This is a genomic window from Bacilli bacterium (genome assembly GCA_035326105.1).
In the GTDB taxonomy this organism is placed as follows: Bacteria; Bacillota_I; Bacilli_A; order RFN20; family CAG-826; genus UBA7706.
Genome location: DAOKYO010000001.1, coordinates 173734 through 198970 on the forward strand (window position 1 = coordinate 173734; position 25237 = coordinate 198970).

Consider the following 25237-nt stretch of genomic DNA (forward strand, 5'->3'; position numbering starts at 1 on the left):
AATTTTTTTATGCTTACTTTTCGCAAACTGACTATTTCCGATCAAAAAACAATCGACGATCTTTTTATTAAAGCCCCCTATCTTAATAACTATCATGCTTCTGAACTGGTAAGTTTTAACCTTCTGGCTTGGAACTATCATGCCGACAACGAAATTGCCTTGATCGAGGGTATTGTTATTTTGCGCAGCCTGGATAAACGGGGATATGTTTATTTGCCCCCTCTAGCCGACAGTAAGGAAAAATTTAAACGGGGAATAGAAATTATTCATGATTATGATCCTCACGCTTTTATTCTTGGGATAAGTGAAGAAATGCTTTCCTTAGTCGATATCCCCCATACTTTATCCCTTTATGATGATGACTATGCCGAATACATCTATGACCCCAGGAACTTTATTGAATTAAAAGGTAACAAACTATATCGAAAACGCAATCTATGGCATCAATTTGAAAAAAAATATAACTATGAATTGATTGATTATCAAGCCGGGCTTCAAGAAGAGGTTCTGTCTTTTTTACATCGGTACACCAATGAAGGTGGCGCGGATGATGATTTACCTGCCATTTGTTATGCGCTTGATCACTTAAAAGAGTTATCACTTTTTGCCGATTTACTCTATGCCAATCAAACTTTAGTCGCCATTAGTATCGGTGGAATCAGCAAAAGAAATTATGGGGTGGTTCTTTTTGAAAAGGCCGATTATAACTATATTGGTTCGTTTGTCGCCATCGCCAAACTTTCATACGAGAAAAGATATAAAGATTTAGAAATAATCACCCGGCAAGAGGACATGGGTATCACCGAATTAAGAGCAGCAAAGCTCAGCTGGCATCCTATCGAGAAAGAGAAAAAATACGCCTTGGTTTTTTCGCAAAAAATTAGGGATTATTATGAGCTGTATGCCAGTTCTTTCTCCGATTCATTTGCCTATCGAGACTATATATTTCTTTATGATGCCCGCGAGCACAATATCATCAGTGTCGAACGTAATCAAAAGATAGTCAGCGGATTAATTCTAATCGATAGAACTATGCACTATAACGGCCAGAATTGGCCATTGTCGCTAATCGTCGGCATGGCCACCAATCCGGCCTACCGTCGACAAGGACTTTTAAAAGAAGTGGTAAAAAAAGCAATTAAAGAGGCAATTAATCTTAATCACGCTTTTATTTTTCTTTATCCTGTTGATTCGCACTATTATACTTCATCCGGATTCATAAATTATATTCTCGAAGCTCCGCTAGACATAAATTGGCCACATGTTGAAGTAACGCTAGAAGCGGCGGTTGTACCCGAACTTTTGGCCGATATTTATCAAGAGGCGATAAAGGGCAGAGAAGGCTATATGGATCGATCCTTAAAACGCTGGTCATACTTTATGAATTCACTGGCCCAAGATGGAACTTCCTTTGATTTAATAAAACATGAAAAGGAGGTTTACGGATACTTAGCCCATAGTGGCGAAGAAGCCGATGAGGCGATTCTGCTTAAACCTATTTTCCCCGTAAATTCTCACTTTGATTTTTCTAAACTAAAAATCCCATCTTTCGGGGGCGATGCCACCGGCCAAATGATAAGAATAACCAGCGTTCTCTTGTTTCTCGCCAACTATCGTCCTTCGGCAGAAATGATTTCTACTTTTACTCTTCGTATAAATGATCCGTTAATTGCAGAAAATAATCTCACCTTAGAAATTGGCGTTAACGATTATAAACTAAATTGGGTAATAAGCGATAAACAGCCCACCCTTTGTTTAGATATTGCCACGCTCACAAAATATGCCATCGGTATTGTCCCTAATCAACAAACGCCTATTAGTTTGTTGTTTCCAAAAAGAGATTTAATTTGCTTTGATAAATTTTGATTTTTTATTTAAATCACAAAAAAATAACTGCATGTTTTGGTTTTGTGCATGTGTTTATATAATGCATTAATTTTGTTGTTTCATAAAATTGATATAATTTAAATAGAAAGGCACTATTAATAGTGATTAAAAAATATGGATAAAATTAAGACCCAGAGTCTCCTTCGTTTCAATATTATCATGGGCGGACTACACCTTATTCAAGGGGTGCTGATGATTTTCTTGATTCCGGCTCTTTTGGTTAATATTGCCCAATTTAGGCCCACTATTGTTCAGTACTATCTTGATTATGATTATCTCACTCAATCACTGTTTTTAAATCAACGGTCCTTATTTGAGCTTCCTTTTGCCACTTTGGTGGGAATTTTCTTGCTTTTATCTGCCCTGGCCCATGTCTTGGTTGTGCTGTTTAAAAAGCGTTATATCAGCGATTTAGAAAAAGGCATCAATCAATTTAGATGGTTTGAGTATGCCTTAAGTTCATCGATAATGATCTGTTTAATTGCCACCCTGTTTGGAGTTTATGATATCGCTTCTTTAATCCTTATCTTTGTGCTAAATGCCATTATGAATTTATTCGGCCTTATTATGGAAAAAATGAATAGCGGTAAGGACAAGAAGAAAGTTACCTGGCTGCCTTTTGTCTTAGGCGCAATAGCCGGCATAACCCCTTGGTTAGTAATCTTTATCTATATGGGAGGCATTAATGACTTAAGTCTTGTTCCTTGGTTCGTTTGGCTCATCGCTGGAACTTACTTCATCGCCTTCAACACCTTCCCCGTCAATATGATTCTTCAATATCGGCAAATAGGCAAGTGGAAAGATTACCTTTATGGCGAACGCGTATACATTATTCTAAGTCTTGTCGCTAAGACCCTGTTGGCTTGGCTGGTATTATTCGGTGCTATGCAGCCATAAAGCAATCAGTCGGTTTTCGTTTTCTTAAAATCTGAAGCGGCTTTAATAAAATCACGAAATAAAGGATGGGGGTTTAATGGGCGCGATAAGAACTCGGGATGGAATTGGCAAGTTACAAACCAAGGATGGTCTTTTAACTCAAAGATTTCCACAAGCCCCGTTTCTGGATTAAGCCCAGATGCCAGCAATCCCGCTTGATTGAATGCGGCCAAATACTGGTTGTTAAACTCATACCGATGGCGGTGGCGTTCAGCAATATTCTCTTTGCCATAGGCCATAAACGCTTTGCTTGTTTTTTCTAAACGGCAATTATACAGCCCTAACCGAAGAGTTCCGCCTAAATTGATGCCCTTATATTGATTGGGAAGATAATCAATAACCGGATAGTGGGTGTTCGGGTTGTTCTCACTCGTATCGGCATCTTCCATTTTTAAAACATCGCGGGCGAATTCAATCGCTGCCAATTGCATGCCATAACAAATTCCTAATAAAGGTATTTTTTTCACGCGTGCATAATGAATGGCTTTCATCTTTCCTTCGGCGCCCCGAACCCCAAAACCACCCGGAATAAGAATCCCATCTAACTCTGAAAACTCTTCCCCTATTTCTGCTCGATCAAGATCAATCGCCGAAATCCAATGAATAATTACTTTTTTATCGTGAAAGTAGCCCGCATGATATAATGCTTGGCTTACCGAAAGATATGCGTCATGTAGTCCGATGTATTTACCAACTAGCCCAATATGAACTTCCTCATGAAGATTAGTAATTTTTGTCACCAGCGTTTCCCAATCACTCATGTCGGCAGGCGGACACTCCAGATGAAAATGTTTTAAAACAAAATCATCCAAGCCTTGCTTTTGAAAGCTAAGAGCCACCTCATAGAGAACCTTGACATCGCGCGATTCAAAAACCGCCGCTTTAGAAACATTGCAGAAGAGAGCAATTTTTTCTTTGCTGGCAAGAGGAACCGGTACTTCGCTACGAAGGATAATGATATCCGGTTGAATGCCTAAACTGCTCAATTCCTTTACGCTATGCTGTGTCGGTTTAGTTTTAATTTCTTCCGAAGATTTTAGAAATGGGACTAAAGTATTGTGAATATAGAGTGTTCGGTCATAACCAAACTCTAAACGTGCCTGACGGATGGCTTCAAGAAAAGGAAGCGATTCAATATCCCCAACCGTTCCTCCGATTTCCGTAATAATCACATCGGCTCCGCTGACACTCGCTGCATCAACCAGTCGTTTTTTTATTTCATCGGTAATATGAGGCACCACTTGTACAGTCGCCCCCAAGTACTTGCCTTGCCGTTCCTTATTGATGACTGACTGATATATTTTTCCTGCAGTAACGTTTGATTCTTTACTGAGGTTTTCCCCCAGGAAACGTTCGTAATGGCCGAGATCTAAATCGGTTTCCGCACCGTCATCGGTCACGTAAACTTCACCATGCTGATAAGGAGACATCGTACCGGGATCAATGTTGATATAGGGATCAAACTTTTGCATAAAAACCTTGAGCCCACGTTTTTTTAGTAATCTCCCCAGACAAGCGGCCGATATACCTTTACCTAAACTTGAGACAACTCCGCCAGTAACGAAAATATATTTAGTCTCCATAAAGCCTCCTAAAATAAAAAAGAAATAGTAAACATTATTTCTTTTCTTTGGGGGTGCCCTTTTTATTATGCCACAGTTAAATGGAATTGATTATAACAAAAATAAATATTTTCCAAGGAGTAAATAAAACAATAAAAATGTTGGTTTTTTGGACAACAAAAAAAGAGCATCGAGGATGCCCTTAATCGATTAGTCCAAAATGTTTCATCGCGTTTGACCAACCATCTTGATCAATGTCGTCAGTCACAAAATCCGCTACTGCCTTGGCTTCGCTACGAGCATTACCCATCGCGATGCTAATGCCTGCCAACGATAACATCTCCACATCATTCAGTGCATCACCAATGCAAAGGACGTTTTCTGGCTCATAGCCATAATACTCGCAAACAGCGAGAACACCTTTTGATTTATCACTATCCTGGGGCATGATGTCAACGGCATATTCGTCCCAGCGTGCGGTCTTACAACCCTTCAAGTGGGGAAGAAATAATGACTCGTCAAGTTCATCGCAAAAAGCAATTGCTTGATAAACAATGCGGTCATAATGATCGGGGAAAGTGCGCGGTTGGGGAAATCTTGTTCCGAATTTTTCATGAGCGGAAATAACGCGTTCATCAACCATATTAATATGGCCTTCGTTCTCTTCGATTAAAGTCAATCCAAACTTCAGTCTTTTAGCAAACTTAATCAATGCATCAACCGTTTCCGATGGTATCGGATAGCGATAAACAACTTTGTTGTTAATAATCGCATTAGCCCCATTCATCGTAATGTAGCCGTCCGGGCTGACATAGTCGAGAATCCCTGATTTCCGAATAAGGTAGCGATTACGACCTGAGGCAATAAAAACTTTTATGCCTTTCTGTTGAAGCTTATGAAAAGCTTCCGCTGCCGATGGTGGAACTTGGTTAGAAACATGTGAAAACAGCGTGCCGTCAATATCGGTGATGACAACCTTTATTTTTTCTGCTTTGATTTTATCCATCAATGTTTTTTTCTCCTTTCTTTTTATAATTATGCTACTATTGATAACGGTGATAAACATGAACTATGAAGAATTTGCTGATTTAAAGACTTTACCAAACTCCCCGTACCCTCTAATGAAAGGATACCTGCTTGAAGATGGCTCAAAATTCATTTTGGAGCCTGCTTTCTACACTCAGTTACTTCGTTTCTTTGACCGTTACCCGGAGCACATTGCCGATATTCTAAAGGAAATGAAGGCAACTGTCAAAAAAAATAAACAGGTAATTTTCTGTAGCGACTATGAAAACTGTCCAATTAGTGACAAAAGCTATGTTTTACGGGAATTAATCGACATTACCGACGCTTTAAAATTATTTGTTGATGACATTTCCCGAGGCAGTGACTACGGAGATTAAGGAGCATTCCATGCGCAATCAAACAGGAAGAATTGAAGTTATAACCGGCCCCATGTATGCTGGAAAGACAGAAGAATTATTAAGAAGGGTTCGGCGCGCAGAGTATGCCGAAGAAAATATTTTGGTTTTTAAACCCGTTATTGATAATCGCTATGCCGAAGGTGAAGTGGTGTCTCACAATAAATCACACACGCGTTCAATTAATATTTCAAAGGCAAAAGATATTTGGAATTTTATAAAAGACGATACGGATATTGTTGCCATCGATGAAATTCAATTCCTAGATGAAGACGCTGTGGAGATTTGCGAGAATCTAGCTGACCAAGGAATTCGCGTTATCGTCTCCGGATTAGATCGCAATTTTCGAGGTGACCCTTTTTCCTTTATGCCACGGCTACTCGCGCTTGCTGATCAAGTTGATAAATTGACTGCTGTCTGTGTTAAATGTCATGCTCCAGCGACTAGAACCCAACGCCTCGTTAATGGAAAACCGGCGAATTATGATGATCCCATTATTCTTATCGGGGCCACAGAGGCTTATGAGGCGCGCTGCCGTCGCTGCCACCAGGTTCCAGGAAAAAAGAAGAAAAATTAGTTTTTATTTTTCCCTAAATTTTGTAAACAAAAAGGCTAGATAAACTTATCTAGCCTTTTAATATTAGTTTTATCGCGTGACCGGCGGGCGAATCTGCTTCATCGACATCCACATAATCCGCATACCGAGAAGCATAATAAAGGCCATAGAAGCATATTGTGGCATCAATAAGCCAATGATAAATGTCAATAAGCCTGGTGATAATGTCGCCCAAAAAGAAATGGCCATTGATTGCCAGAAAGTCCAATCGCGTGTCGGAGAAGTCTTGCCTCTTGTCATAATAAATATAATAAGCCCCATCGCGAGTGAGATGGAAACATATGTTCCGGCGAACACTCCTACATTGGTCCAAAAAGTCATTGTCTTTACCGTCCGATAAGATTCAACAAAGAAATTCTTATAGTTACTGTCAACGCCCGCACGATATTGAGAAAATGTAGCGGCATTCTCATCTAAGCCAACAATTGAATTACCATTTACATCCTTGATGACAAAATCCTTGAAATCTAAATCAACCAATTTTTTGGTATATAGGCCCGCGAGTGATTTTTCATATTCACTTCCCTTGGTAACAGTAGTCGGATTATAGAGCGTTACCCGGTAAGTAGACTCCCCGAAGACAATAAAACTGATCGGCTTGGTGCCCGGGGCTTCTTCATTGGTACTATCGTAGGTCAGACCACTTAAATACTCTAGAAGAATGGAATAGCCGGATAAGCTTTCATCATCGGTGGTGGCGGGATTATCCGTTCCTAACGGAACATAGTAGACCCGTAATTTCTCGCCGTCGCTTGCCGAATATGAATAATAGTGGTAGTCGGTGCTGTTGACAGTTGTCTTATCTTCGAAAGTCGAATTCCAATTATCACCAATATTTTTCAAGCGATAGTTGACCGTGCCGTCTTCTTCTTCAGCAACCACCTTTAAACTCACGTTTTGGAGGTTCAGCTCTTTAGCAAACTCCAGTCTGCCGTTTTCAAAACTATATTGCGGCGATGACATAATATCCGCGCCACTGGTCTTACCGATACTAATCATTGATGGGGCAAGAGCTGCGGTTGTTCCCAGCACTAGCATAATTAGTGCTATATACCATGCCCGATGTCTTCCGCCTTCAACCACGGCATTATTACTAAAAAGTGAAGATAATATAACTTTCCAAGTCTGTTTCCGCGGTGTTTTCTTTGTGTTTTTCATTTTTTCTTCCTCTAACTGCGAGTTTAATTATATATAATTAACTTAACTTAGGCAAACAAATATCAATATCTACCAAATTTAATCTGTGTTGCTTTACCTTTGATGTGGCGCATCGAGGATGAAAAATAAAAAAAGGGGATTATAAAAGATTCCGTATGGCTTGAAGTATCAAACGGAAAAACGGCAAATTGATGTCAAATACGTTCCTAGAAAATGAAAGACATATCCAAGAATGAATTACCGCTATTGCCACCACATGATTATTGAAAAGGTCTGTTGTTTTTCTAACCTTACTTAGAATAAAGTTTTATTTTAAAGTTTCTTTTGTTAAACGGGTCATTGCTTAATTTGGCTGTCAATTTTTTTCTAATATATGTCTTGCATCAATTGCAAAGAAACAGCAGACTTAGATGAATATGAAAAAGGTTTTACTGTAAAATATAAAATTATGTATAGAATTATGGCAATACCAAAACATTCATCAAAAAACAAATAAAAATATCCATAGCATATTAGAAAGATATAGTAATAAAAATATTTTTTTTAGCCATTTAAGGCAATTGGCAATTCTAGGACAACAAGGCCCGCGCTTCTCTTCTTAAAGCAGCTCTACGTTGCCCATTTTTTTCATTCACAGGTTTTGCTTTCGAATTATGTTTTTTATTAATCACTTTAAGAATAATAAATATCACTAGACCAATGCCATAAAGTAAAAATGATATGATCCACCATATATTAATAGCCGGGCCGTGCTTTAATGGTATATCAAGTAAAGAATCAAATTCCGTTTCTTTTTGCCTGATTTGTGAATAATTTGCAATTGAATTGTCACGTTGGAATACCAACTTAACATAATTGGTAGTTGTCGTAACATTATAGATTGTGTCCCCTCTGCGCTTTAAGCCTGAATCCTGGTTGAAAATTTCTTGACTGCTTTGTAGCTCCCACCCGAAATCTGACCAAATAGCAATTTCTGCGTTCTCTTGTGACGGACTAACTGTAACACTTTTTGTTTCCTTCATATTTACTCCTAATGGTGTTTAAAAGCACAGGATTGTGTCTTTAACATGTAAGAAAAAAATAAAACAAATATAGCCACTTATAGCAATAAATAGTTGTTTTTTTGCGCTTAAATATGTCATAATATATGCATAAAATAAAGGTGTACCTTTATCAACTCGCATCCATAATTGGGTGCCTTTTTCTTTCTTTCAAAGGCTATTATATGATTGCTATAATGGTTAGAAAACGGAGGAAGAAAACATGGATTACGGATATGTGAGAGTGTCATCAATCACTCAAAATATTGATCGTCAGATGAATGAAATGTACCGACTTAATTTAATAGATAAGAATATTTACATTGATAAACAAAGTGGCAAAAATTTTGAAAGAAAAGCCTATCAGCAACTGAAGAAAAAATTAAGGGAAAAAGACTTGCTTATTATTAAATCAATTGACCGACTAGGCAGAAATTACAAGATGATTATTGAAGAATGGCGGTATATTACGCAGATTATCAAAGCGGATATTTTGGTTATAGATATGCCATTGCTTGATACGAGAAGTGAAACAAATAATTTAGTTGGTACATTTATTAGTGATATTGTTTTACAGATACTATCATTTGTTGCTGAAACAGAAAGAGAAAACATTAAGCTTAGACAAGCGGAAGGAATTAGACTTGCAAAGGCGCGCGGTGTGCATATGGGAAGGCCAAAATATAAACTACCAGCAGGCTTTAATGAAATGGTTTTAAGATATCAAAAAAAAGAAGTCACTAATAGCGAAGCAGCAGATCTGCTTAATATGAAGCGTGGCACATTTCTCAAATATGCTAATATGAAAGATAGTTGAAAAAGTGCTTAAAAATATTTTTCTTATAAAAGAAAAGACGGAATTCCATTTCCTTGCAATTGCTTTGTAACTTAGCCTATCAACCAAATTTAATCATTTTTATTGTAGTTAAACCGAATTATGCTAAAATGTTTTCGCCGGTATGACATGGGGATGTCATGGTTTCGACAGGGATTCGATTCGGCATCAACTGCAGCCGAGTGGTGACGTTATCACCAAACAAAAAGTATCTGGCAACAGAACTTCATCTTACGCTTTAGCTTAATTAAGCTCCCAATTTACTGAGGCCGGCATTGCCGGAAGCGCACTTCCTATGGTTTCGTCTCTCACGCATAGGATAAGTGTCATAACAAGAGAATAGGCGATAAATTTAGTTAGCGTTTATCGAAGAAAACTTTATAACCTCGCTGATGAACCGTTTGTCGATTACGTCGCATCAGTTAAAATTCAACATCGTCTAAGCTGTAGATGTTGGTGTAGGATTATCTTTGGACCGGAGTTCGACTCTCCGCATCTCCACCACGTAAGAAGCAAAGGTTTGATACAAATGTAGCAAACCTTTTTTACTTACAAAAAGGGAGATTTTTCCCTATATGTAAATTTGTAAGAACTGGTTTATAATGAAAATAGATAGTTTTTTAATGAGGTTTAAAAAAACAGTTTCACCCTTTTAACGATTCGACAACAATTTACACGATTACCTAACTTTTTACAATATACTATATGTGAATCGAGTTTTGTAATTAAATGTTGCAATAACAATAAAATAAAACATTAAATTAATATAGGGAAAGGGATATAAATATTAAATGAAAAGTAAACTTGAAACTTTTATTAGAACATCTTTGGATAAACTTTATTCAGAAGAACCTAATTTAATCAAAATAGACATTGGTGGTTTAATTGAAGTACACAACGCTGAACGTTCAATAGTTTTTAGGTTTGGACACTATATGATTAACTTGCTAGAAAGAGATAAGGATTTAAGATTATATCAAGTGGATGCTGAATATAATAGAAATATATATGATATAAAACGTATCACGATAGATGATAAACTAAAAAATGTATATCCTGATTTAGTAATACACAAAAGAGGAACTTCTGATAATTTATTAGTAATCGAATTTAAAACATGGTGGAATCCCGATCAAAATTTTGATATAAAAAAGATTAAAGCTTTCATGAAACCATCTAGTGGATATGCGTATAAGTTTGGATTATTGATTAAAATTGATAGAACTTCACCAAAGTTATGTTGGATAAAATTATAGTTTAATGAATAACTTACGGTCGGCATTAAGAAATATCGAGCAAATTACAAATTGACTCAGGGGAGAATAAATGATAGCAAAATTAGTAACATACAATGAAAGTAAAGAAGCTAGACAAAGAGCCACCAAATTAATAGAAGAGGTAAGAAAACACTCTAAAATTAAAGGACATTATAAGTTTTATCACAGATTAATTGGCTCTGGGAAAAGAAGATGCATTGTAAAAGATTCTGATGGAAAATATGATTTGGATTATCAAATCATTTTGACAAAGAATTCAAAACAAGGTGATTCTATGCCCACTCAAATTAAAGCCGACTTTCTTCAGGCTTTTTCGGATTGTAAAAATCAAAACGAGAAAGTTGAAAATTCAACTACAGTTGTCACTGTAAGAACGTCTAAAAATCAGGGATATTTTGATGCTAGTAAAGAAAAGTTTTCTTTTGATTTTGTAATTATTAGCATTGATGAATCAAAGAGGATAAGACGAAATGCTCCTAATGCTTATACCTGGGTTCAACTTCCTAGTAAAAACTCCTATATATATGAAAAATTTAATGGACTATCAGCAGATGATCAAAGACTCCTACTTGAAAAATATATTATCCCAAGAGTAATTGAAGAAAAGGATAAACATGAAGCAGATAGAATATCCTCAGTTCATATCTTCTATGAAGAAGTTAATAATCATGTGGAATAAACTTATGACAAAAGACGAATTAATGAAAAAACTATATTTCGAGCCAAATAGTAATGAAGAATATAATGATGCGGAATTTTATTTAAGAGTTAAAGGAGTTGCTTTTCATCATAAGATTATGACTTATCTTGGTGTTGATTTTCATGATGACAAATCAATAATTGAATGGTCAAAGGTATCAGCATTACTACGTTATGATAAAAAGTTGAGAGATAAAATCTACATTTATATAGCTACACTCGAAGAATATATACGAGCCTATTTAAGTAACAAATATGAAGATAATCCTATTCAACCTTTTTGGAAGGATGGAAAATTTTCTCGTTCGAAAGTTAAAACAAGAATTCTCAATGGGGAAAGTGTTTCAAAAGTGCTTCAATCAATAGATTTTGGTGATTTGATAAGTCAAATTAAAAAAATCTCCGCAGAAGACATAAATGAGATGTTTGATTGTACAATCGAAATTCAATCAAATCTTGATGCTGTAAAAGAGTTAAGAAATGCAGTTAGTCATCATGCCTTTTTAATCAATTATAAATTCAAATCGTGCCTAGTTGATGGTGTTAGCAATATTTCTCTTGAGCATAATATCAAGAATTTAAGACAACTACTACCTAAAGAGTATAGATATGGAAAAACTGGTAAAGGTGGAATTACCGCAGAGATTGAGGCTTGTAAGTATGAGAAAACTAATGTCAATGAAAAAGAAATAAGACAACTAATGAAGTTAGATTCTCGAGATGTTGTGAATATAAATTGAAGGGGATGAAGTCTTAATGGATAAGTTTGATTGGAATCATATTCATTAAAATTGTGACCTGAATGAAATCAGAGATGAGTTGTAGTATCATTCTAGATTTTTTGGTTTACGGTTCATTTATATTATCAAGATGATTGAAGATGAATATTATTTTGAATCTTTGCTACTATTCATTATGTTAATAGAACATGTCTTGTCTTAAAAAAACTAAAAAACTTAAGAAATAAGATGATTCATAGATATTTATTCAAACATTATGTTTAGTTCGACAATAATGTTTAATTTCCTTTAAGCAAAATGAGTAACTATGAGTACATACTTTATAAATTGTTTTTGCCAATCATTGGTTGCTTTAGCGATAAGTATGCTGTGAGTTCAAATATGATTATAGGAGAATATTCGGTATATGCTCTTGCAAAACAATATGGAATTTTTGACAATGATTTGGAAAAGATGTTAAATTTTGGTATTGAACCGGGGATATCAAAGGATTTAGCTAAAAAACTGAAAAGGGAAACGAAATTAATATTATGAGATATTTAGATAACTCCTCGCCAGTTCAAATGTAGAAAGGTGTTTTAAGATGTTTATTTGAGTAATAAAGACATTATGAATAACTTCATTTATATTTGGTGTAGTATGAGCAAATCAAGGAAAGGTCAATAAGTATGGAAAAAGGCGATAACATTAAATTTGGTAACTATGAATGGAATGTTTTAGACATTATGGGTGATAAAGAATTAATCATCACCAGAGAAATAATTGAGCAAAAGCATACCACAATAAACATGGGGTGGTATTCTGGGAGACAAGCTCATTAAGAAAATACCTTAACAATGATTTTTTGAACTCATTCACAAACAATCAAAAAAATCGTATTATAACCACGATAAACAAAAACAATGGTGACAGATGGTATTATCTCGGAGATGGGCAAGATACTGAAGATAAGATATTTATTCTATCTTTAGAAAAAATGGTTAGACCTTATTTTAATGATATTTTGGATTTGCTACTTAATAAGGGTAAAAATCAACGACACTGGTTTGAGCGAAAAGATATCAACAATCATTTAAGAAGATCATCATATTTTGGATATGTATGGTAGTACTGGGTTAGAAAAGATGGCAGAATGAATTTAACTGCTGTATATATTCTTGGCGATGGCAATATTGGTATACAAGGAAATAAAGCATCAAAAAGACTTCTAATACATTACATCCTGTTACAAAATCAAACGAAGGTGGCATTCGATTGGCATTATGACTTAGGATAAAATATAATCCAACAAACAATTCAATAACACGAGTGTATGTCGTCTCGGATAGGAAAAATCTATATTAGTATAAGTAATAGATATACAAAATCAAACAAATATGAGTAAATTAAAAAACAGCATATTTAAGCCGTTAAAACTGCACTAGTCAACGAAAAGTAGACACACTTTCAAATAGTTATTCTCTTTTTAACAATTGAACACCTCCCGGTATTGTTTTGGAGTCAGATAGTTTAAAGAGTAGGCTGGTCGTTGCTCATTGAAATACGTCAGGTATTCTTTGATGAACACCTCGACGTCCTCTGTTTCTTTGATATGAAAATCAGTGAACATTTCGGTTTTAATCCACCCATTGATTGATTCCATCGCCCCGTTATCTGTTGGAGTTCCTGCTCGCGATATTGAATGAATGATATTATATAAGGGAAGCAGCTCGTTGAAGCTCTTCGAGGAATAGACGGAACCTTGGTCTGTATGCAGTACAAGTTTGAGATCCTGATATTCCTTTTTCTTTTCGATTAACCGTCTTAGTCCATCCATATATGTCTCACGGTCACCCTTCTTGGAAGAAAGACCATAACCAACGATTTCGTTGTTCCATAGATCCATATATAAGGTCAACTCGTAATAGACTCCTTTGACATAGAACGCTGTCATATCCGAGGCGATGCATTCCATCCTTGAATTGACGTTTAATCCGGCCGCTAAAAGGTTGGGATATAACTTGAATGAATCCCCTGGCTTCTTGTATCGATAATGCTTGGAAACGCTGACGACCCCAGCATTTTTACAACACCAATGGGCATATTGGTTTGATATTACTTTGCCCGTATCCAATTTAATCTTCGCATTGAGCCGGCGATACCCATGCGAGGGGAATCTACCGTGATAGTCTTTGAACAAGGCGATGTCACTAGCTCGTTTAATGAGCTTGGCATTCGGATGTTCCAGTCGCCGCTTCCATTTATAGAAGCCCGATCGGTTGATTGTCATGAGTCGGCACATGCCATTCACCGGCCATTTTCCCGACAATTCCAGGACTACTTCGTATTCTTTTGCTTAAAGAAACGTATGCCTTCTTGATACCATCCCCTTTCACCTCGTATCCTTTTTTTGCTCGGGCCACCTCAATGTCTTTCAACATAAGTTGCTGGATCAATTGGTCCTTACTCATTCCCTCATAATCGGCTTTGGAATGCGCTGTGACTGATTTACCGACAACCGCCTCGCCACTAGAAACCCGATAGAGCCGCATGTAACTTACGATGGCTGAAACGCTGACATGGTAAAACGCTGACGCTTCATTAATCGTCTTTTCGCGTTCACAAACACGATGACCAATGTCTAGTCTTTCTTCGATTGTGTATTTCATATTTACCTCCTTGTTTACACATTATACTTTCCTGTCTCAATAAAAGTGTATGTGTCTACTTTGAGGTTACCAGTACAAATATTAATGCATCATAACTACTACTATGTGACAAATGTGTCTTTTTTAAAAGATAAATCTTGTGATATCATATATAAAAGTATTGTTTTAATAAACAATTATAGGGGGAAATATGGATTGGGATAAAATTCTTTGTACTGAAACAATTTCTAAAAGAAAAAAAGAACAAAAATCATCATAGGATAATAGAAATGATTTTGATATTGATTTTGATGAGGTTTCATCAAGTTCACAGTTTAGAAGATTGCAAGATAAAACACAGGTTTTTCCACTTGAAAAAGACGATTTTGCTCGAACTAGATTAACACACTCAATTGAGGTTATATCAGTTGCAGAGTCCTTGGGAAAAAATGCATGTAGTGTACTAATAAAAAGAGGAATCATTCTTAATGCTATAAAATAGTGGATGATTATTCTGCTATGAACATCTAATAAGTATAAAACTTGATTTGATTAAAGGAGAGAAACTATGGGAATGATTTTTAAACTTGAACACGCAAATATTATATCTAATTTAATTGACGGTAAAGTTGATGGTATACTGCAGTACTTAACTGTAGAAGACAAATATTATGATTTTATTAGTTTTTTAGATAATTTTGATGAATCAATCTTTACTAATAGGAGAGAAACTTATTTGAATATTGTAAATAGACTAAGAGATACTTTAAGACAAGTTAAATTTAGTGATATTGAACAGAATATAGATTTTTCTATTAATAAAGAAAATGAAGAAGTTTATCATTTATTGTTTGAAATGTCAAAGATTCTAGGGAGGTTTAAGTATAGATTTTTAATACTGGATCCAGATTATTCAAATAATAAAAGAGAAATATTGAACAAGCTCAAACACGTAATGTACCAAGATGCAATTTATTTATGGCCTGAAGATATCGACAGAAAATCCATAAGTTTATTGAATGTATTTCCTGGAATTGAGAAAGCTATAAATAGCCGTGATAAGTGGCCTTTAGTTTTGGCATGGGAAAAAGATAGATTTGGATGTGACAATAAAAAAAAGATGCATCTAATAAAAATAGATAATACTTATGAAATTTTTGATATAGCAAACTCAATAAGTAGATATGGGAGTGAAGGCCTTAAATATTATTCAATAAGACACACTATTGAGAGCGAAAAAAGGATTAATCATTATATAATACAGATTAGTGATTTGCATTTTGGAAATGGAAATTCTATCATAAAAAACGACTCTATGATTAAGGAATTAAAATCAAAGATAAAACAATTTGAAGAAAATGCTAATATAACACTATTAATTACAGGTGATTGTATTGACACACCAAATATTGGTTATTTAGAAGCATATAATGATTTTTATAATTCAATTAGAAAGCATGTTAATACAATATACTCTTTACCTGGAAATCATGATTTAAAAATATCGGGACTTGTAACTTCTACGGATTCCGATTTGATAGAAAAAATATATACTACTATTTACAAAGAAAAAATAGTTCACTTGAATGATGATGTAGTATTGCTTTTATTTGATTCTAACAAGGAATCTAGCGGTTTTACAGGGATGATTAGCAACGAACAAATGGATGAGTTTGATGTGGAATTGCTTAAAATAAAAGATTTGAGTAAAAAAAGAATCATAGTTTCTTTACATCATCATGTAGTTGTTACCCCTGACCTTAAATGGAGAAAAGAGGGATGGTTTAAAAAGTTTAAGGATAACAAAATTAGATTGAATGATTCTAATATTTTTATGAACTGGCTTAAAAAGTATAATGTTAAACTAGTTTTAAATGGGCATAATCATCAACCGTATTTGAATGATGACAATACTAGATCGTTTCCTATATTATCCTGTGGATCAACAGGAGGACACACCAAAATGTTTGGTATGAATTATAAGTGTTATAACATAATTAAGTTGGACGATGATAAAATGCTAATTGGTTTATACGCTGTAAATAACACATATGATTATTTAAATATTATTGAATCACATATTGTTTATTGAAAACAAGCGATTTATTGGTTTTTATGGTATAAGCAGGGTAGCAATATAACTGAATCATGTAATAATGGAGATGAAATATGGCTAAAAATCATTATGTGTCACAACTGATTATTAAAAGATTTTCAGAAATGAACGATAGGATAAATATATTTGATGTTGTTAGAAAAACAGTTTTAGAAAATAAAAAATCAGTTAATATTTTTTGTAGATACGATATTTATTCTGATTATGTAGAACAACAACTAAGTAGGGTGTTGGAAACACCATTTGCACAATTGCTTGATAAAAAAATAATTGATAAAGATAGAATAATAATCACTCGCTCTGAATTAATGTTGATTAAGAAATTTTTGCTTTTGGAGAGTATAAGAACGCTAGGTTCTGATGGCTACTTAAAGATTATTACAGGGTTTAGTCAAACAGTTAGAAATTACTGGAGTGTGATGGAAAAAGTAAGACAAGAAATGCCTGATTATCTACCATATCAAACTGACATCAGTGAATCTTCAGAAGAAGCTTTTGATCGAGCATTGAGAGTCTTTATAGAGACTGATAATACAATACAAATATTGATGCATAGAGATGCAACAAGAGAATTATACATTTGGGCTAAATCATTTTTTGATGGTTATATTGCATTTTGGGATGCAAATAACGAACAAGAATTTGTGTTAACTGATAATGGATTGACTACCGAATACGAACCTTCTCATATAGTATTTGAAGGATTAAGCCAATCTAAGTCCTCTTATTTATTGAGCATGATTAAAACTGCAAAATCCAATAAAGCAAAAGCGGTATATGCAGATTTATTTGAAAAAATAACGATTATGTATGAAAATTTCAGTATATTCAATTTATCTTCAAAAAGAAGTATTGTAGTTATTAATCCTTTTTTTAGATTATTTAGCAAACAAGGATTTACTATTAATAATCTTAACAATGTGATTAAACTGAATAAACCTGATATATGGCCATCATTTGTTAGCAGTAATTCTGTTGTAGTTTTTCCAAATACGATATACAAAAATAGTGGTTCATATTCTATGGATGATATCTTTGAATATGAACCAGTCAAGTTATCTTACTTAGATACCATATATATAAATAATTTATTTCTATCACAAACTAGCAAATTGCTTGGGTTTGTAACATTTGAAAAAATTAAGGATTCACTATATGCTTTTCTTACAATGCGAATGCACGATCATAAGGATGTATATGGAGATAATTATATCGAAAACCTGACCAATCTTACACAGCACATGATAAATGATGATTTTAACTATATATGGAAACATTTCAAAGAAAAAGAAAACTTGAAACCAAATTATAATCCATATGATTTTTTAGATCACTATGCTAAACAGTGTATCAATGATACGAGAAATAACCGCTACGCATTGGAATATTTGCTTTCAAATGAAGACAAGGTTAGAAAAATGAGTAACTTTAGTTTTATGGGCAGTCCAAATGAAAGAATTAAACTTATCAAAAGAGATTTAAATCGAGTCAAAAATAAGAAAAAGAAATATATAAGATGAATTTAAAGAAAGGGATATGGTTATGAGTTCAGAGTTGATTAGAGTTTTATCTAATGAAATCGAGAGTCTATCAGGTTATATTAGAATATTTGAAGATGAGTTAAAAACTGAGTATGAAAAAACAAATGTCAGAATATACTTTCGTGGAGAAAAACAACTGTATGAACAACCTTGTGTACCGTCACTTTTTAGAGAAGGGGAAAAAGACGTTAAAAAATTATCTGAGGATGAGATATACTATAGAATACTGAGAAGACAGCCAGAAGATTTTTATTGGTTTTTAAAATCTTGATATTTTAGCTAAAATGCAACATTATGGGATTCCTACAAGATTACTTGATATAACAAAAAATCCAATGATTTCATTATTCTTTGCCCTTGAAGAAAGTGAAGACTCAGTAATGCTATTTAGTAAACTTAAATTTGATATTCTTTTTGAAAATGAGAATTTAGTTTATAAACATTTTCTTGAATGAATAGGCAACTATTTTCCTGATTTTTCCGTTATTTACCCAAAAACGTCCTCTAACTACCAGTTAAACAAACAACCTGTTTTTCCACTATTTACGCACCAGTACCCACAGTTACCCTTATTTACTCAAAAACGGATTTTAACTTGCTGTTACGTTATTGTTAGGCTAAAAAACACTACCTTTTTAGTTTGAAGAGACACCATATAAGAAGCATAGGATTGACAAATTTTGTCAATCCTTTTTTTGCACCAAATAAAATCTTTTTGGACTTTTTAATATCAATTTGCCAGTAAAACGTATCGGAAAAAGTGGTAAATTTTGGTGAATCAAATTAAGTTTTACACGATTACAGGAAAAATCTACACAATTTGAGGTTACAATAAACGTCTATGGCGTGTAGCGTGACGTGTTTCTAATGCAGTATGTAAATAAGGATAGTTTCCAGATTGCATTTGGAACACCGGTTACGGAAAGTTTTTGTGCTACTTACGGAACACATAGATTAGGATTTAGTTCCTATACATGGTATCAAAATGTTGCTAGAAGGCTAATCATTAATGCAGGTTCTGGTGCTACTACTGCGGCTCCTGAGTTGGATGTTGGCGGCTCGTTGCCTTTTGGTTTTAAATATTTTCATAATTATGACTATATTCAGGGAACTTCAACTTTGGAAAAAAGCAGTTTGTCATTATTGCATCGTACTCATAGCATGTTGGAGCCTCCAAAGATGAACCGGAAAAAGTAGAGGGTTACAAAAACTATATATTCTGGTCCTATAAACGAAGTGAATACCAAAAGACAAATTGGTGGTCAAAAACCGCTTGCGACGATGTTAAAAATTTAATTACCATAAGAACGGCAAATACCATCAAAAGACTTTTAGAAATTGCAAAATCTTAGTCAAACGTTCATTAAGACCAATAAGCTTTTTGAAAGAAAAAAGCAAAGGCTAAGTGGACCGTTGATTGACGAAATAAATTGTTCTTTGCTATAATTTTTTTAATTGATTAGAAAACATCTAGATGGGGATTATTCTAAATGACTTATTTGATTCATAGGGGGAATAAAATATGAACAAAAAAGCCTATCCACTATTAAGTTTATTGATATTAAGTTCGTGTGCTAACACCACTTTAAATCTCGTGGTAAATATTCCCACAAGCAACGCCCTTCAACACCTGGATGAAGACATTGTAAAACGAACTGTTGCTCCCACTTTGGAGTCGCTTGACGATTACTTTCAAGCACCAGAGAATAAAGATTGTGTTGTATCGCCTGCCTCTTATTTATTAGCTGTCAGTGGACTATCGGCCGTTTCTGAAGGGTTCGATAATTCATCCTTTGGACTTCAAACTGATGCCTCTGATGATGTAAAAAGCTTACTTGAAGCTTGGAATTTTGCATATGACGCTTCCCCTAGCGATTCTGATTACACATATTTTCGTTCCGCCGTTTTGCATCAGCAAGTCGGACCGACCTATAAATTTGATGAGGAAGCTCGTAAACAAGTCAGTGATAAATATATTGCTACCATGGTATCTAATCTAGATAACTATTCAAGTGATGCGCAAAATTTTTTAAATGAGCAAATTGATTTAAGCATCCCTCTTCCAGACTCTGAACTTATGGATGATGGCGTAATAACCTACGGCGCAATTAAAATTAAAGATTATATTCCCAATGGTTTATATGAAGAACAAAAAGAATTCACCAGCGAAAATATAACCAGTATGGTTAATACCTATTCCTTTGGTTATTCATTTCCGCAGCCAGTACTTTATTGGGCCGGCGAAACATACCAGGCTTTTAAAATGGAAATGAATTATACCAGTTTGCTAATTATCCTTCCAAACCAAGGAGTCAGTTTGGAATCCATATCCGTCGCCGATACTTACTCATCATTTATGGCCGAAGCGAACTACGTTTCCGCTTATGGCTATATTCCCTTCTTTCATCTTGTAACCTCCAACGCTGATTTAACTGCTTACTTGCAGAATAAGTTGACCGGGCAAGAAATGTTTTTCTCCAAATTGCTCGCGAGTGATGTTTATAATGATTTGCAATTGATTTCGGTTATGCAAAACTCCGATTTTGAATTTAATAAATATGGTGTCGCCGGGGAAAGCGTGACAGCCATTGAAGCCGTTGGATCCACCGGACCGCTTGATGGTGAGCCCGTCAATCTTGAAGTTAACCGTCCTTTTTACGCTCTTTCATTAAAAGACAACTTTCCCATCTTTGTTAACAAAGTAAATCGCCTCTAAATATGATTTGCAATTTTGTTTTTGCTTGTTATCATTTATAGAAAAGAAAGAGGAAATTACATGGTAAGAGTTGAGCAGCCGTTTGATTCACGCATATCGAAAGAAATAAATAAAAGCGGCTTTAAAAAATTAAGATGGGTATACTGGTTCCTAAGTATTCTTCTTTTTGCTTTGGGAGTTGTTAGTATTCTAGTAAGCATCGGCGAGCAAGCATCCGGAGAGCCTTTGGACACGGGTTTCCTCATATGGGGCATTGTGTTAACTATTGTCGGCTGTTTGTTTTTCCCACCTCTAGCAAAAATTATTCTTATTCGTCCTCTTCAAAAAGCGATCGATAAGAAACAACCCTTAATGAATGGGGGAGCGAAAATGGCCTTTTGCTTTGACGAAAAGGAAGTAATTATTGATTCAAACAAAGGCGAATCATTTAAGGATCACATCGAAGCCGATTATAGTTTTATTTATCGAATTAATGAAGAAGCGGAATCGTGGTCACTTTTTATCAGTGTCAATCAATGTTTTGTTGTTTTTAAAGATAAAATAATCGAAGGCAGTGTTGATGAGTTAAACGCGATATTTAAAGAAAATATGCCGATGAATAAATTCAAGCCACTGAAGAAAGCCATAAAATAGCACAAGACACGTGTATTAACAGTTAGAAGTTATATTTATAAAGCAATCAACTAGAACGGGTTTTTCAACAAATATCGAGTTATAGTTAATTGCTTTTTTATTTCTTATAATATGGACATAGGCAGGTAATTAATATGACAAGCAACCATGAAGTCGGTCTATTTATTCAAAGAAAAAGAAAAGATTTGGGTTTTACGCAAAAAGATCTTGCCGATAAATTATCGATTAGTCCCCAGGCAATCTCCAAGTGGGAAACGGGAGAGACCCTTCCTGATACCAGTATGCTTCTTGCTTTAGCCGATGTCTTAGAAACAACGGTGGATAAGATTTTATCCGGGGGCATTCTAGTTCTAAGAAAAAACAAGAGAATTGATGTGAACGACATTTTAGAAGGCTTAAAAGCTCTCGACAATCTACGAAATTATTTTGGAGAAAAATCAACCTTTTATCGGGGAGCGATTGAAGGTATTAATCAAAAAATGAATATTGATTTTGAAAAGTTCATGAAAGATGACGATTCAAAAGAAATCCTCATCACCGAAATAATTATTCAATATTTAATGGACGGATACTCCATAACCAAGGAAGAAGTAAATTCCGTTGTTCAATCCGTTAAAATGCGAAATGTTATCTATAAATATATTGGTGAAGATGCGGCGATTGATAAACTGTTTTATGCAGACAATCCCCAATTATTTGATCAAATCAGATGTCTTGAAACCGAATTTATAAAAATAGATTCTCTTAACAAACTCCCCGGGGAGTATCTTCACCTTGACAAGGGAAAGGATTATTGGGCCAATCAAGTAGAAACCAATCGCGGATTTTGTTTTGGAATTGCGGTCGGAGACGGGAAAATAAGAGTTTTCACTTATGGCTTCGGGGGTGAAAATATGAAATTGGTCCACGAGGTAAACATTTTATAATCCCCTCGTTGATATTTCCTTCATTAAGATAATAGCGGGTCTAAACAAATAATTTACCGCACGAATTTTTTAAGCATGCACTATGTTTATATCTTTTTATGATTGTCAATTAAAAATAGGCAAGGATTTTTCATGAATAAGGCTGAATTATGTTTTAAGCGCTTTTAGGTCATGCTATATCTATTTTTAGGCGCAAAAGTGTTCGCTTTTTGTTTTTAATTCCTCAAAGTAAGTGAATTTCTAAACTAAGTAAACTTCTCTTGCCCCCTTATAGACTTCAAAAAAAAATTCTCATAGCCATTAGCAATATTTTTTTATACCCTGCTAAAAACATGGTGCTATAATCTAAAAAAAGAGGAAATTTATGGATTGTTCATTTATTAAATATGGTTCTTTTTTTGTATTCCTTATAGCATCCGGGTGCGCATTTGACTCTTGCTTACCGTCCAGTCAATCAAACACGGGGGAATTGTATGCTCAAAAAAACTTATTGTTTTTCCTATAATCCTGTTTTAAAAGTGAGATAAAAATGAAGAAAAAACTCAGTGAGATGTCTTTGGAAGAATTATGGCAATTGTTTCCGATAGTTCTTGTCCCTCATAAAGATGCTTGGGAGCGGTACTATCAAGAAGAAAAAAATTTACTTTTATCCTATCTAAAAGGCGTTGAGTTTATTCATATAGAGCACATTGGAAGTACATCTATCCCCAATATATACGCCAAAGATATTGTCGATATTCTCATTGAAGTAAGCGCCGAAAACTTTGCCAAGACGATTTACACCCTAAAACGTACTGACTACAAATTAATGTATTCCGAAAATGGAAGAGCGGCCTTTAACAAGGGCTATACTGAAGAAGGGTTTGCCGAAAAAGTCTATCATATTCATGTTCGTACGCCCAATGATATCGACGAATTATATTTTCGAGATTATCTACGGGATAACCCTTCTATAGCCAAAGAGTACGAGCAATTAAAGCTCTCTTTGGAACCTCACTTCCGTCATAATCGCGATGGGTATACTAACGCTAAAACCGATTTTATCAAACGAATTACCGCAAGAGCGAAAGCGGCTTATCCTCATCGTTATGAATGACTTAAACCATCAGTTCATCCTCTTTGTTGTCGGGAAATATATCATCTTTTTGTAAAAGTTTTTTATGCGTAATATCAATTAAAAAAGATCCAATCGTGGCGGTTATTAGAATTGCTAAAACCGACACGGAGAGCATTACTCCACCCGTAGCAAAGCCCATTTCAAGCGGAATGGCGCCAATTGATGCCTGAACGGTCGCTTTGGGCAAATAAGCAAACACCACAAACACCTTTTCTTTAAATTTTAACTTAGATGGCAATGTGGCAAAAATAACTCCCATCGTCCGAAATAGCAGAATAATTAAAATTAAGATAATGGCATTCAATCCGACTTCTTTTATGGTGAGAATATTAACCGCGGCGCCTACTAAAACAAATAAAAGAATTTCAGCAACCAGCCATATTTTTTCATACTTTCTTACCATTCTTGATGCCAGTCTAGGATAGAGAGTTAAAAGGGTAATTCCTAAAGCGATAACTGCCAGCAATGACGAAAAACCGATATATTGCTTAATGTATTCCTCAAACACAGTCAAAAGGATGGCCGTGGTTAAGACAATTATTACTTTCAAGGTGTCACGCATATGCATTTGCCGAAATAAGTAGTTAAAAATAAGCCCTAACCCGATTCCCAGCCCAATTCCAAGAACTATCGATTCGGGAAGATGGACGAAAGTGGCAAGACTTAAGCTGTGATTCTGCGCTAAACTTATTGCCGAAGCAAAAAGAACTAAACAATATATGTCATCCATTGAGGCTCCCGCTAAAATAAGTTGCGGTATCGATTTTTTGGTTCCCTCTTTGTTTTCCATTAATTTCAACATTTTAGGGACTATGATGGCCGGAGACACCGCGCCCAAGATCGTGCCTAAAATAAGGGAATCGACCAGTGACAATCCCAGCAATATGGGAGCAAAAATTACAACCCCCACTATTTCAAAACTGGCCGGGATGAAGGCCATTAATATTCCGGTAATTCCAATCTGTTTTAAATCTTTAATGTTTAAAGAAAGTCCGGCGCGCAATAGAATTACCACCAACGCTATCGTTCTAAGATCCGCGGAAATAGCAAGAATTTCCGGAGCTATTAAATTAAGGACGTAAGGTCCCAGTATAATGCCCGTTATCATGTAGCCGAGAATGCTCGGAATCTTCAAAATTTTAAAAATATAGGAGACGGACAGACCAACCAATAACATCAATGAAAGTGAAAGTAACATAGTTTTTCTCCAAAAAAATGACTCCTGTGTCAAAAAACACAGAAGTCATTAGTAAAAAAATTACAGTTCTCAAGTTGGACTTGAAGGGAGACATCATTCCCATTTGTTATTCTATAGCATTCAAAAAAATAAATAAATCTTTCTTTGCATAAAAGACAAAAGGGTGTTTTTATTAACACTGAAAGTGCTATC

The 25237-nt window shown here is 35.0% G+C and carries 26 protein-coding genes and 1 other RNA gene; 20 read left to right on the forward strand and 7 right to left on the reverse strand.

What is annotated here, in order from left to right; genetic code table 11:
• The first annotated feature begins 9 nt into the window (after positions 1 to 9).
• Together PKC96_00855 and heR are read left to right on the forward strand one after the other, a co-directional pair.
• Positions 10 to 1866, forward strand: coding sequence for a GNAT family N-acetyltransferase (locus PKC96_00855; protein ID HML99874.1), 1857 nt, complete (start codon positions 10 to 12; stop codon positions 1864 to 1866).
• 135 nt (positions 1867 to 2001) lie between these two features.
• The gene (gene heR, locus PKC96_00860; GenBank protein HML99875.1) at positions 2002 to 2784 is read left to right on the forward strand and encodes a heliorhodopsin HeR; all 783 of its coding nucleotides are present in this window, start codon (positions 2002 to 2004) and stop codon (positions 2782 to 2784) included.
• Between the two features lie 5 nt (positions 2785 to 2789).
• Here the strand turns inward: heR and PKC96_00865 are convergent, their stop codons facing one another.
• A complete protein-coding gene (locus tag PKC96_00865; GenBank protein ID HML99876.1) occupies positions 2790 to 4406 on the reverse strand; it encodes a CTP synthase in 1617 nt (538 codons plus the stop codon).
• A gap of 181 nt (positions 4407 to 4587) precedes the next feature.
• A complete protein-coding gene (locus PKC96_00870; GenBank protein ID HML99877.1) occupies positions 4588 to 5391 on the reverse strand; it encodes a Cof-type HAD-IIB family hydrolase in 804 nt (267 codons plus the stop codon).
• 58 nt (positions 5392 to 5449) lie between these two features.
• On the opposite strand from PKC96_00870, the gene PKC96_00875 reads away from it, so the two are divergent.
• The gene (locus PKC96_00875) at positions 5450 to 5788 is read left to right on the forward strand and encodes a hypothetical protein (GenBank protein HML99878.1); all 339 of its coding nucleotides are present in this window, start codon (positions 5450 to 5452) and stop codon (positions 5786 to 5788) included.
• A 10-nt stretch (positions 5789 to 5798) separates the two neighbouring features.
• Entirely contained in the window at positions 5799 to 6383 is a 585-nt protein-coding gene (locus PKC96_00880; protein ID HML99879.1) for a thymidine kinase, read from the forward strand.
• Positions 6384 to 6452: 69 nt separating this feature from the next.
• Here PKC96_00880 and PKC96_00885 read toward each other — a convergent pair whose 3' ends face one another.
• Positions 6453 to 7580, reverse strand: a complete 1128-nt coding sequence (locus tag PKC96_00885) for a hypothetical protein (protein ID HML99880.1) — start codon at positions 7578 to 7580, stop codon at positions 6453 to 6455.
• Positions 7581 to 8149: 569 nt separating this feature from the next.
• Positions 8150 to 8602: a hypothetical protein gene (locus PKC96_00890; protein HML99881.1), complete on the reverse strand. Its 453-nt coding sequence runs from the start codon at positions 8600 to 8602 to the stop codon at positions 8150 to 8152.
• A gap of 241 nt (positions 8603 to 8843) precedes the next feature.
• On the opposite strand from PKC96_00890, the gene PKC96_00895 reads away from it, so the two are divergent.
• The 7 genes from PKC96_00895 to PKC96_00925 all read left to right on the forward strand — a co-directional run bounded on the left by PKC96_00895 (position 8844) and on the right by PKC96_00925 (position 12992).
• A complete protein-coding gene (locus tag PKC96_00895; GenBank protein ID HML99882.1) occupies positions 8844 to 9437 on the forward strand; it encodes a recombinase family protein in 594 nt (197 codons plus the stop codon).
• Between the two features lie 149 nt (positions 9438 to 9586).
• Positions 9587 to 9959: a transfer-messenger RNA gene (ssrA, locus tag PKC96_00900) on the forward strand.
• Positions 9960 to 10246: 287 nt separating this feature from the next.
• Positions 10247 to 10711 (forward strand): hypothetical protein, encoded by a 465-nt coding sequence (locus tag PKC96_00905; GenBank protein ID HML99883.1) that lies wholly within the window; start codon positions 10247 to 10249, stop codon positions 10709 to 10711.
• A gap of 70 nt (positions 10712 to 10781) precedes the next feature.
• Complete coding sequence (locus PKC96_00910) at positions 10782 to 11411, forward strand: hypothetical protein (GenBank protein ID HML99884.1); 630 nt, start codon at positions 10782 to 10784, stop codon at positions 11409 to 11411.
• Between the two features lie 4 nt (positions 11412 to 11415).
• Positions 11416 to 12171, forward strand: a complete 756-nt coding sequence (locus PKC96_00915) for a hypothetical protein (GenBank protein ID HML99885.1) — start codon at positions 11416 to 11418, stop codon at positions 12169 to 12171.
• A 381-nt stretch (positions 12172 to 12552) separates the two neighbouring features.
• Complete coding sequence (locus PKC96_00920) at positions 12553 to 12705, forward strand: hypothetical protein (GenBank protein ID HML99886.1); 153 nt, start codon at positions 12553 to 12555, stop codon at positions 12703 to 12705.
• A gap of 134 nt (positions 12706 to 12839) precedes the next feature.
• The gene (locus PKC96_00925) at positions 12840 to 12992 is read left to right on the forward strand and encodes a hypothetical protein (GenBank protein HML99887.1); all 153 of its coding nucleotides are present in this window, start codon (positions 12840 to 12842) and stop codon (positions 12990 to 12992) included.
• A 644-nt stretch (positions 12993 to 13636) separates the two neighbouring features.
• Here PKC96_00925 and PKC96_00930 read toward each other — a convergent pair.
• Complete coding sequence (locus tag PKC96_00930; GenBank protein ID HML99888.1) at positions 13637 to 14440, reverse strand: IS3 family transposase; 804 nt, start codon at positions 14438 to 14440, stop codon at positions 13637 to 13639.
• Positions 14412 to 14819 (reverse strand): hypothetical protein, encoded by a 408-nt coding sequence (locus PKC96_00935; GenBank protein HML99889.1) that lies wholly within the window; start codon positions 14817 to 14819, stop codon positions 14412 to 14414. Before PKC96_00935 ends, PKC96_00930 begins: the two co-directional genes overlap by 29 nt.
• Before the next feature lie 547 nt (positions 14820 to 15366).
• Between PKC96_00935 and PKC96_00940 the strand changes: the two genes are divergently transcribed.
• From PKC96_00940 to PKC96_00980, 9 genes are all read left to right on the forward strand, one after another.
• A complete protein-coding gene (locus PKC96_00940) occupies positions 15367 to 16890 on the forward strand; it encodes a metallophosphoesterase (protein HML99890.1) in 1524 nt (507 codons plus the stop codon).
• 77 nt (positions 16891 to 16967) lie between these two features.
• A complete protein-coding gene (locus PKC96_00945; GenBank protein HML99891.1) occupies positions 16968 to 18434 on the forward strand; it encodes a DUF4238 domain-containing protein in 1467 nt (488 codons plus the stop codon).
• Between the two features lie 22 nt (positions 18435 to 18456).
• The gene (locus PKC96_00950; protein ID HML99892.1) at positions 18457 to 18726 is read left to right on the forward strand and encodes a hypothetical protein; all 270 of its coding nucleotides are present in this window, start codon (positions 18457 to 18459) and stop codon (positions 18724 to 18726) included.
• Between the two features lies 1 nt (position 18727).
• Positions 18728 to 18910: an FRG domain-containing protein gene (locus PKC96_00955; protein HML99893.1), complete on the forward strand. Its 183-nt coding sequence runs from the start codon at positions 18728 to 18730 to the stop codon at positions 18908 to 18910.
• A gap of 412 nt (positions 18911 to 19322) precedes the next feature.
• Positions 19323 to 19652, forward strand: coding sequence for a hypothetical protein (locus PKC96_00960; GenBank protein HML99894.1), 330 nt, complete (start codon positions 19323 to 19325; stop codon positions 19650 to 19652).
• A gap of 325 nt (positions 19653 to 19977) precedes the next feature.
• Entirely contained in the window at positions 19978 to 21171 is a 1194-nt protein-coding gene (locus PKC96_00965; protein ID HML99895.1) for a serpin family protein, read from the forward strand.
• A gap of 60 nt (positions 21172 to 21231) precedes the next feature.
• On the forward strand, positions 21232 to 21804 hold the full coding sequence (locus PKC96_00970; GenBank protein HML99896.1) for a hypothetical protein: 573 nt from the start codon (positions 21232 to 21234) through the stop codon (positions 21802 to 21804).
• Between the two features lie 134 nt (positions 21805 to 21938).
• A complete protein-coding gene (locus tag PKC96_00975) occupies positions 21939 to 22730 on the forward strand; it encodes a helix-turn-helix transcriptional regulator (protein HML99897.1) in 792 nt (263 codons plus the stop codon).
• 529 nt (positions 22731 to 23259) lie between these two features.
• Positions 23260 to 23826, forward strand: coding sequence for a GrpB family protein (locus tag PKC96_00980; GenBank protein ID HML99898.1), 567 nt, complete (start codon positions 23260 to 23262; stop codon positions 23824 to 23826).
• A 1-nt stretch (position 23827) separates the two neighbouring features.
• On the opposite strand, the gene PKC96_00985 is transcribed toward PKC96_00980, so the two are convergent.
• Complete coding sequence (locus PKC96_00985; GenBank protein ID HML99899.1) at positions 23828 to 25045, reverse strand: cation:proton antiporter; 1218 nt, start codon at positions 25043 to 25045, stop codon at positions 23828 to 23830.
• Positions 25046 to 25237: the final 192 nt, after the last annotated feature.

What these genes read in the sequence shown, in the direction of transcription:
- PKC96_00855 (HML99874.1), top strand. Translation starts at nt 10, where the DNA reads ATGCTTACTTTTCGCAAACTGACTATTTCCGATCAAAAAACAATCGAC.
- heR (HML99875.1), top strand. Translation starts at nt 2,002, where the DNA reads ATGGATAAAATTAAGACCCAGAGTCTCCTTCGTTTCAATATTATCATG.
- PKC96_00865 (HML99876.1), bottom strand. Translation starts at nt 4,406, where the DNA reads ATGGAGACTAAATATATTTTCGTTACTGGCGGAGTTGTCTCAAGTTTA.
- PKC96_00870 (HML99877.1), bottom strand. Translation starts at nt 5,391, where the DNA reads ATGGATAAAATCAAAGCAGAAAAAATAAAGGTTGTCATCACCGATATT.
- PKC96_00875 (HML99878.1), top strand. Translation starts at nt 5,450, where the DNA reads ATGAACTATGAAGAATTTGCTGATTTAAAGACTTTACCAAACTCCCCG.
- PKC96_00880 (HML99879.1), top strand. Translation starts at nt 5,799, where the DNA reads ATGCGCAATCAAACAGGAAGAATTGAAGTTATAACCGGCCCCATGTAT.
- PKC96_00885 (HML99880.1), bottom strand. Translation starts at nt 7,580, where the DNA reads ATGAAAAACACAAAGAAAACACCGCGGAAACAGACTTGGAAAGTTATA.
- PKC96_00890 (HML99881.1), bottom strand. Translation starts at nt 8,602, where the DNA reads ATGAAGGAAACAAAAAGTGTTACAGTTAGTCCGTCACAAGAGAACGCA.
- PKC96_00895 (HML99882.1), top strand. Translation starts at nt 8,844, where the DNA reads ATGGATTACGGATATGTGAGAGTGTCATCAATCACTCAAAATATTGAT.
- PKC96_00905 (HML99883.1), top strand. Translation starts at nt 10,247, where the DNA reads ATGAAAAGTAAACTTGAAACTTTTATTAGAACATCTTTGGATAAACTT.
- PKC96_00910 (HML99884.1), top strand. Translation starts at nt 10,782, where the DNA reads ATGATAGCAAAATTAGTAACATACAATGAAAGTAAAGAAGCTAGACAA.
- PKC96_00915 (HML99885.1), top strand. Translation starts at nt 11,416, where the DNA reads ATGACAAAAGACGAATTAATGAAAAAACTATATTTCGAGCCAAATAGT.
- PKC96_00920 (HML99886.1), top strand. Translation starts at nt 12,553, where the DNA reads ATGATTATAGGAGAATATTCGGTATATGCTCTTGCAAAACAATATGGA.
- PKC96_00925 (HML99887.1), top strand. Translation starts at nt 12,840, where the DNA reads ATGGAAAAAGGCGATAACATTAAATTTGGTAACTATGAATGGAATGTT.
- PKC96_00930 (HML99888.1), bottom strand. Translation starts at nt 14,440, where the DNA reads ATGACAATCAACCGATCGGGCTTCTATAAATGGAAGCGGCGACTGGAA.
- PKC96_00935 (HML99889.1), bottom strand. Translation starts at nt 14,819, where the DNA reads ATGAAATACACAATCGAAGAAAGACTAGACATTGGTCATCGTGTTTGT.
- PKC96_00940 (HML99890.1), top strand. Translation starts at nt 15,367, where the DNA reads ATGGGAATGATTTTTAAACTTGAACACGCAAATATTATATCTAATTTA.
- PKC96_00945 (HML99891.1), top strand. Translation starts at nt 16,968, where the DNA reads ATGGCTAAAAATCATTATGTGTCACAACTGATTATTAAAAGATTTTCA.
- PKC96_00950 (HML99892.1), top strand. Translation starts at nt 18,457, where the DNA reads ATGAGTTCAGAGTTGATTAGAGTTTTATCTAATGAAATCGAGAGTCTA.
- PKC96_00960 (HML99894.1), top strand. Translation starts at nt 19,323, where the DNA reads ATGCAGTATGTAAATAAGGATAGTTTCCAGATTGCATTTGGAACACCG.
- PKC96_00965 (HML99895.1), top strand. Translation starts at nt 19,978, where the DNA reads ATGAACAAAAAAGCCTATCCACTATTAAGTTTATTGATATTAAGTTCG.
- PKC96_00970 (HML99896.1), top strand. Translation starts at nt 21,232, where the DNA reads ATGGTAAGAGTTGAGCAGCCGTTTGATTCACGCATATCGAAAGAAATA.
- PKC96_00975 (HML99897.1), top strand. Translation starts at nt 21,939, where the DNA reads ATGACAAGCAACCATGAAGTCGGTCTATTTATTCAAAGAAAAAGAAAA.
- PKC96_00980 (HML99898.1), top strand. Translation starts at nt 23,260, where the DNA reads ATGAAGAAAAAACTCAGTGAGATGTCTTTGGAAGAATTATGGCAATTG.
- PKC96_00985 (HML99899.1), bottom strand. Translation starts at nt 25,045, where the DNA reads ATGTTACTTTCACTTTCATTGATGTTATTGGTTGGTCTGTCCGTCTCC.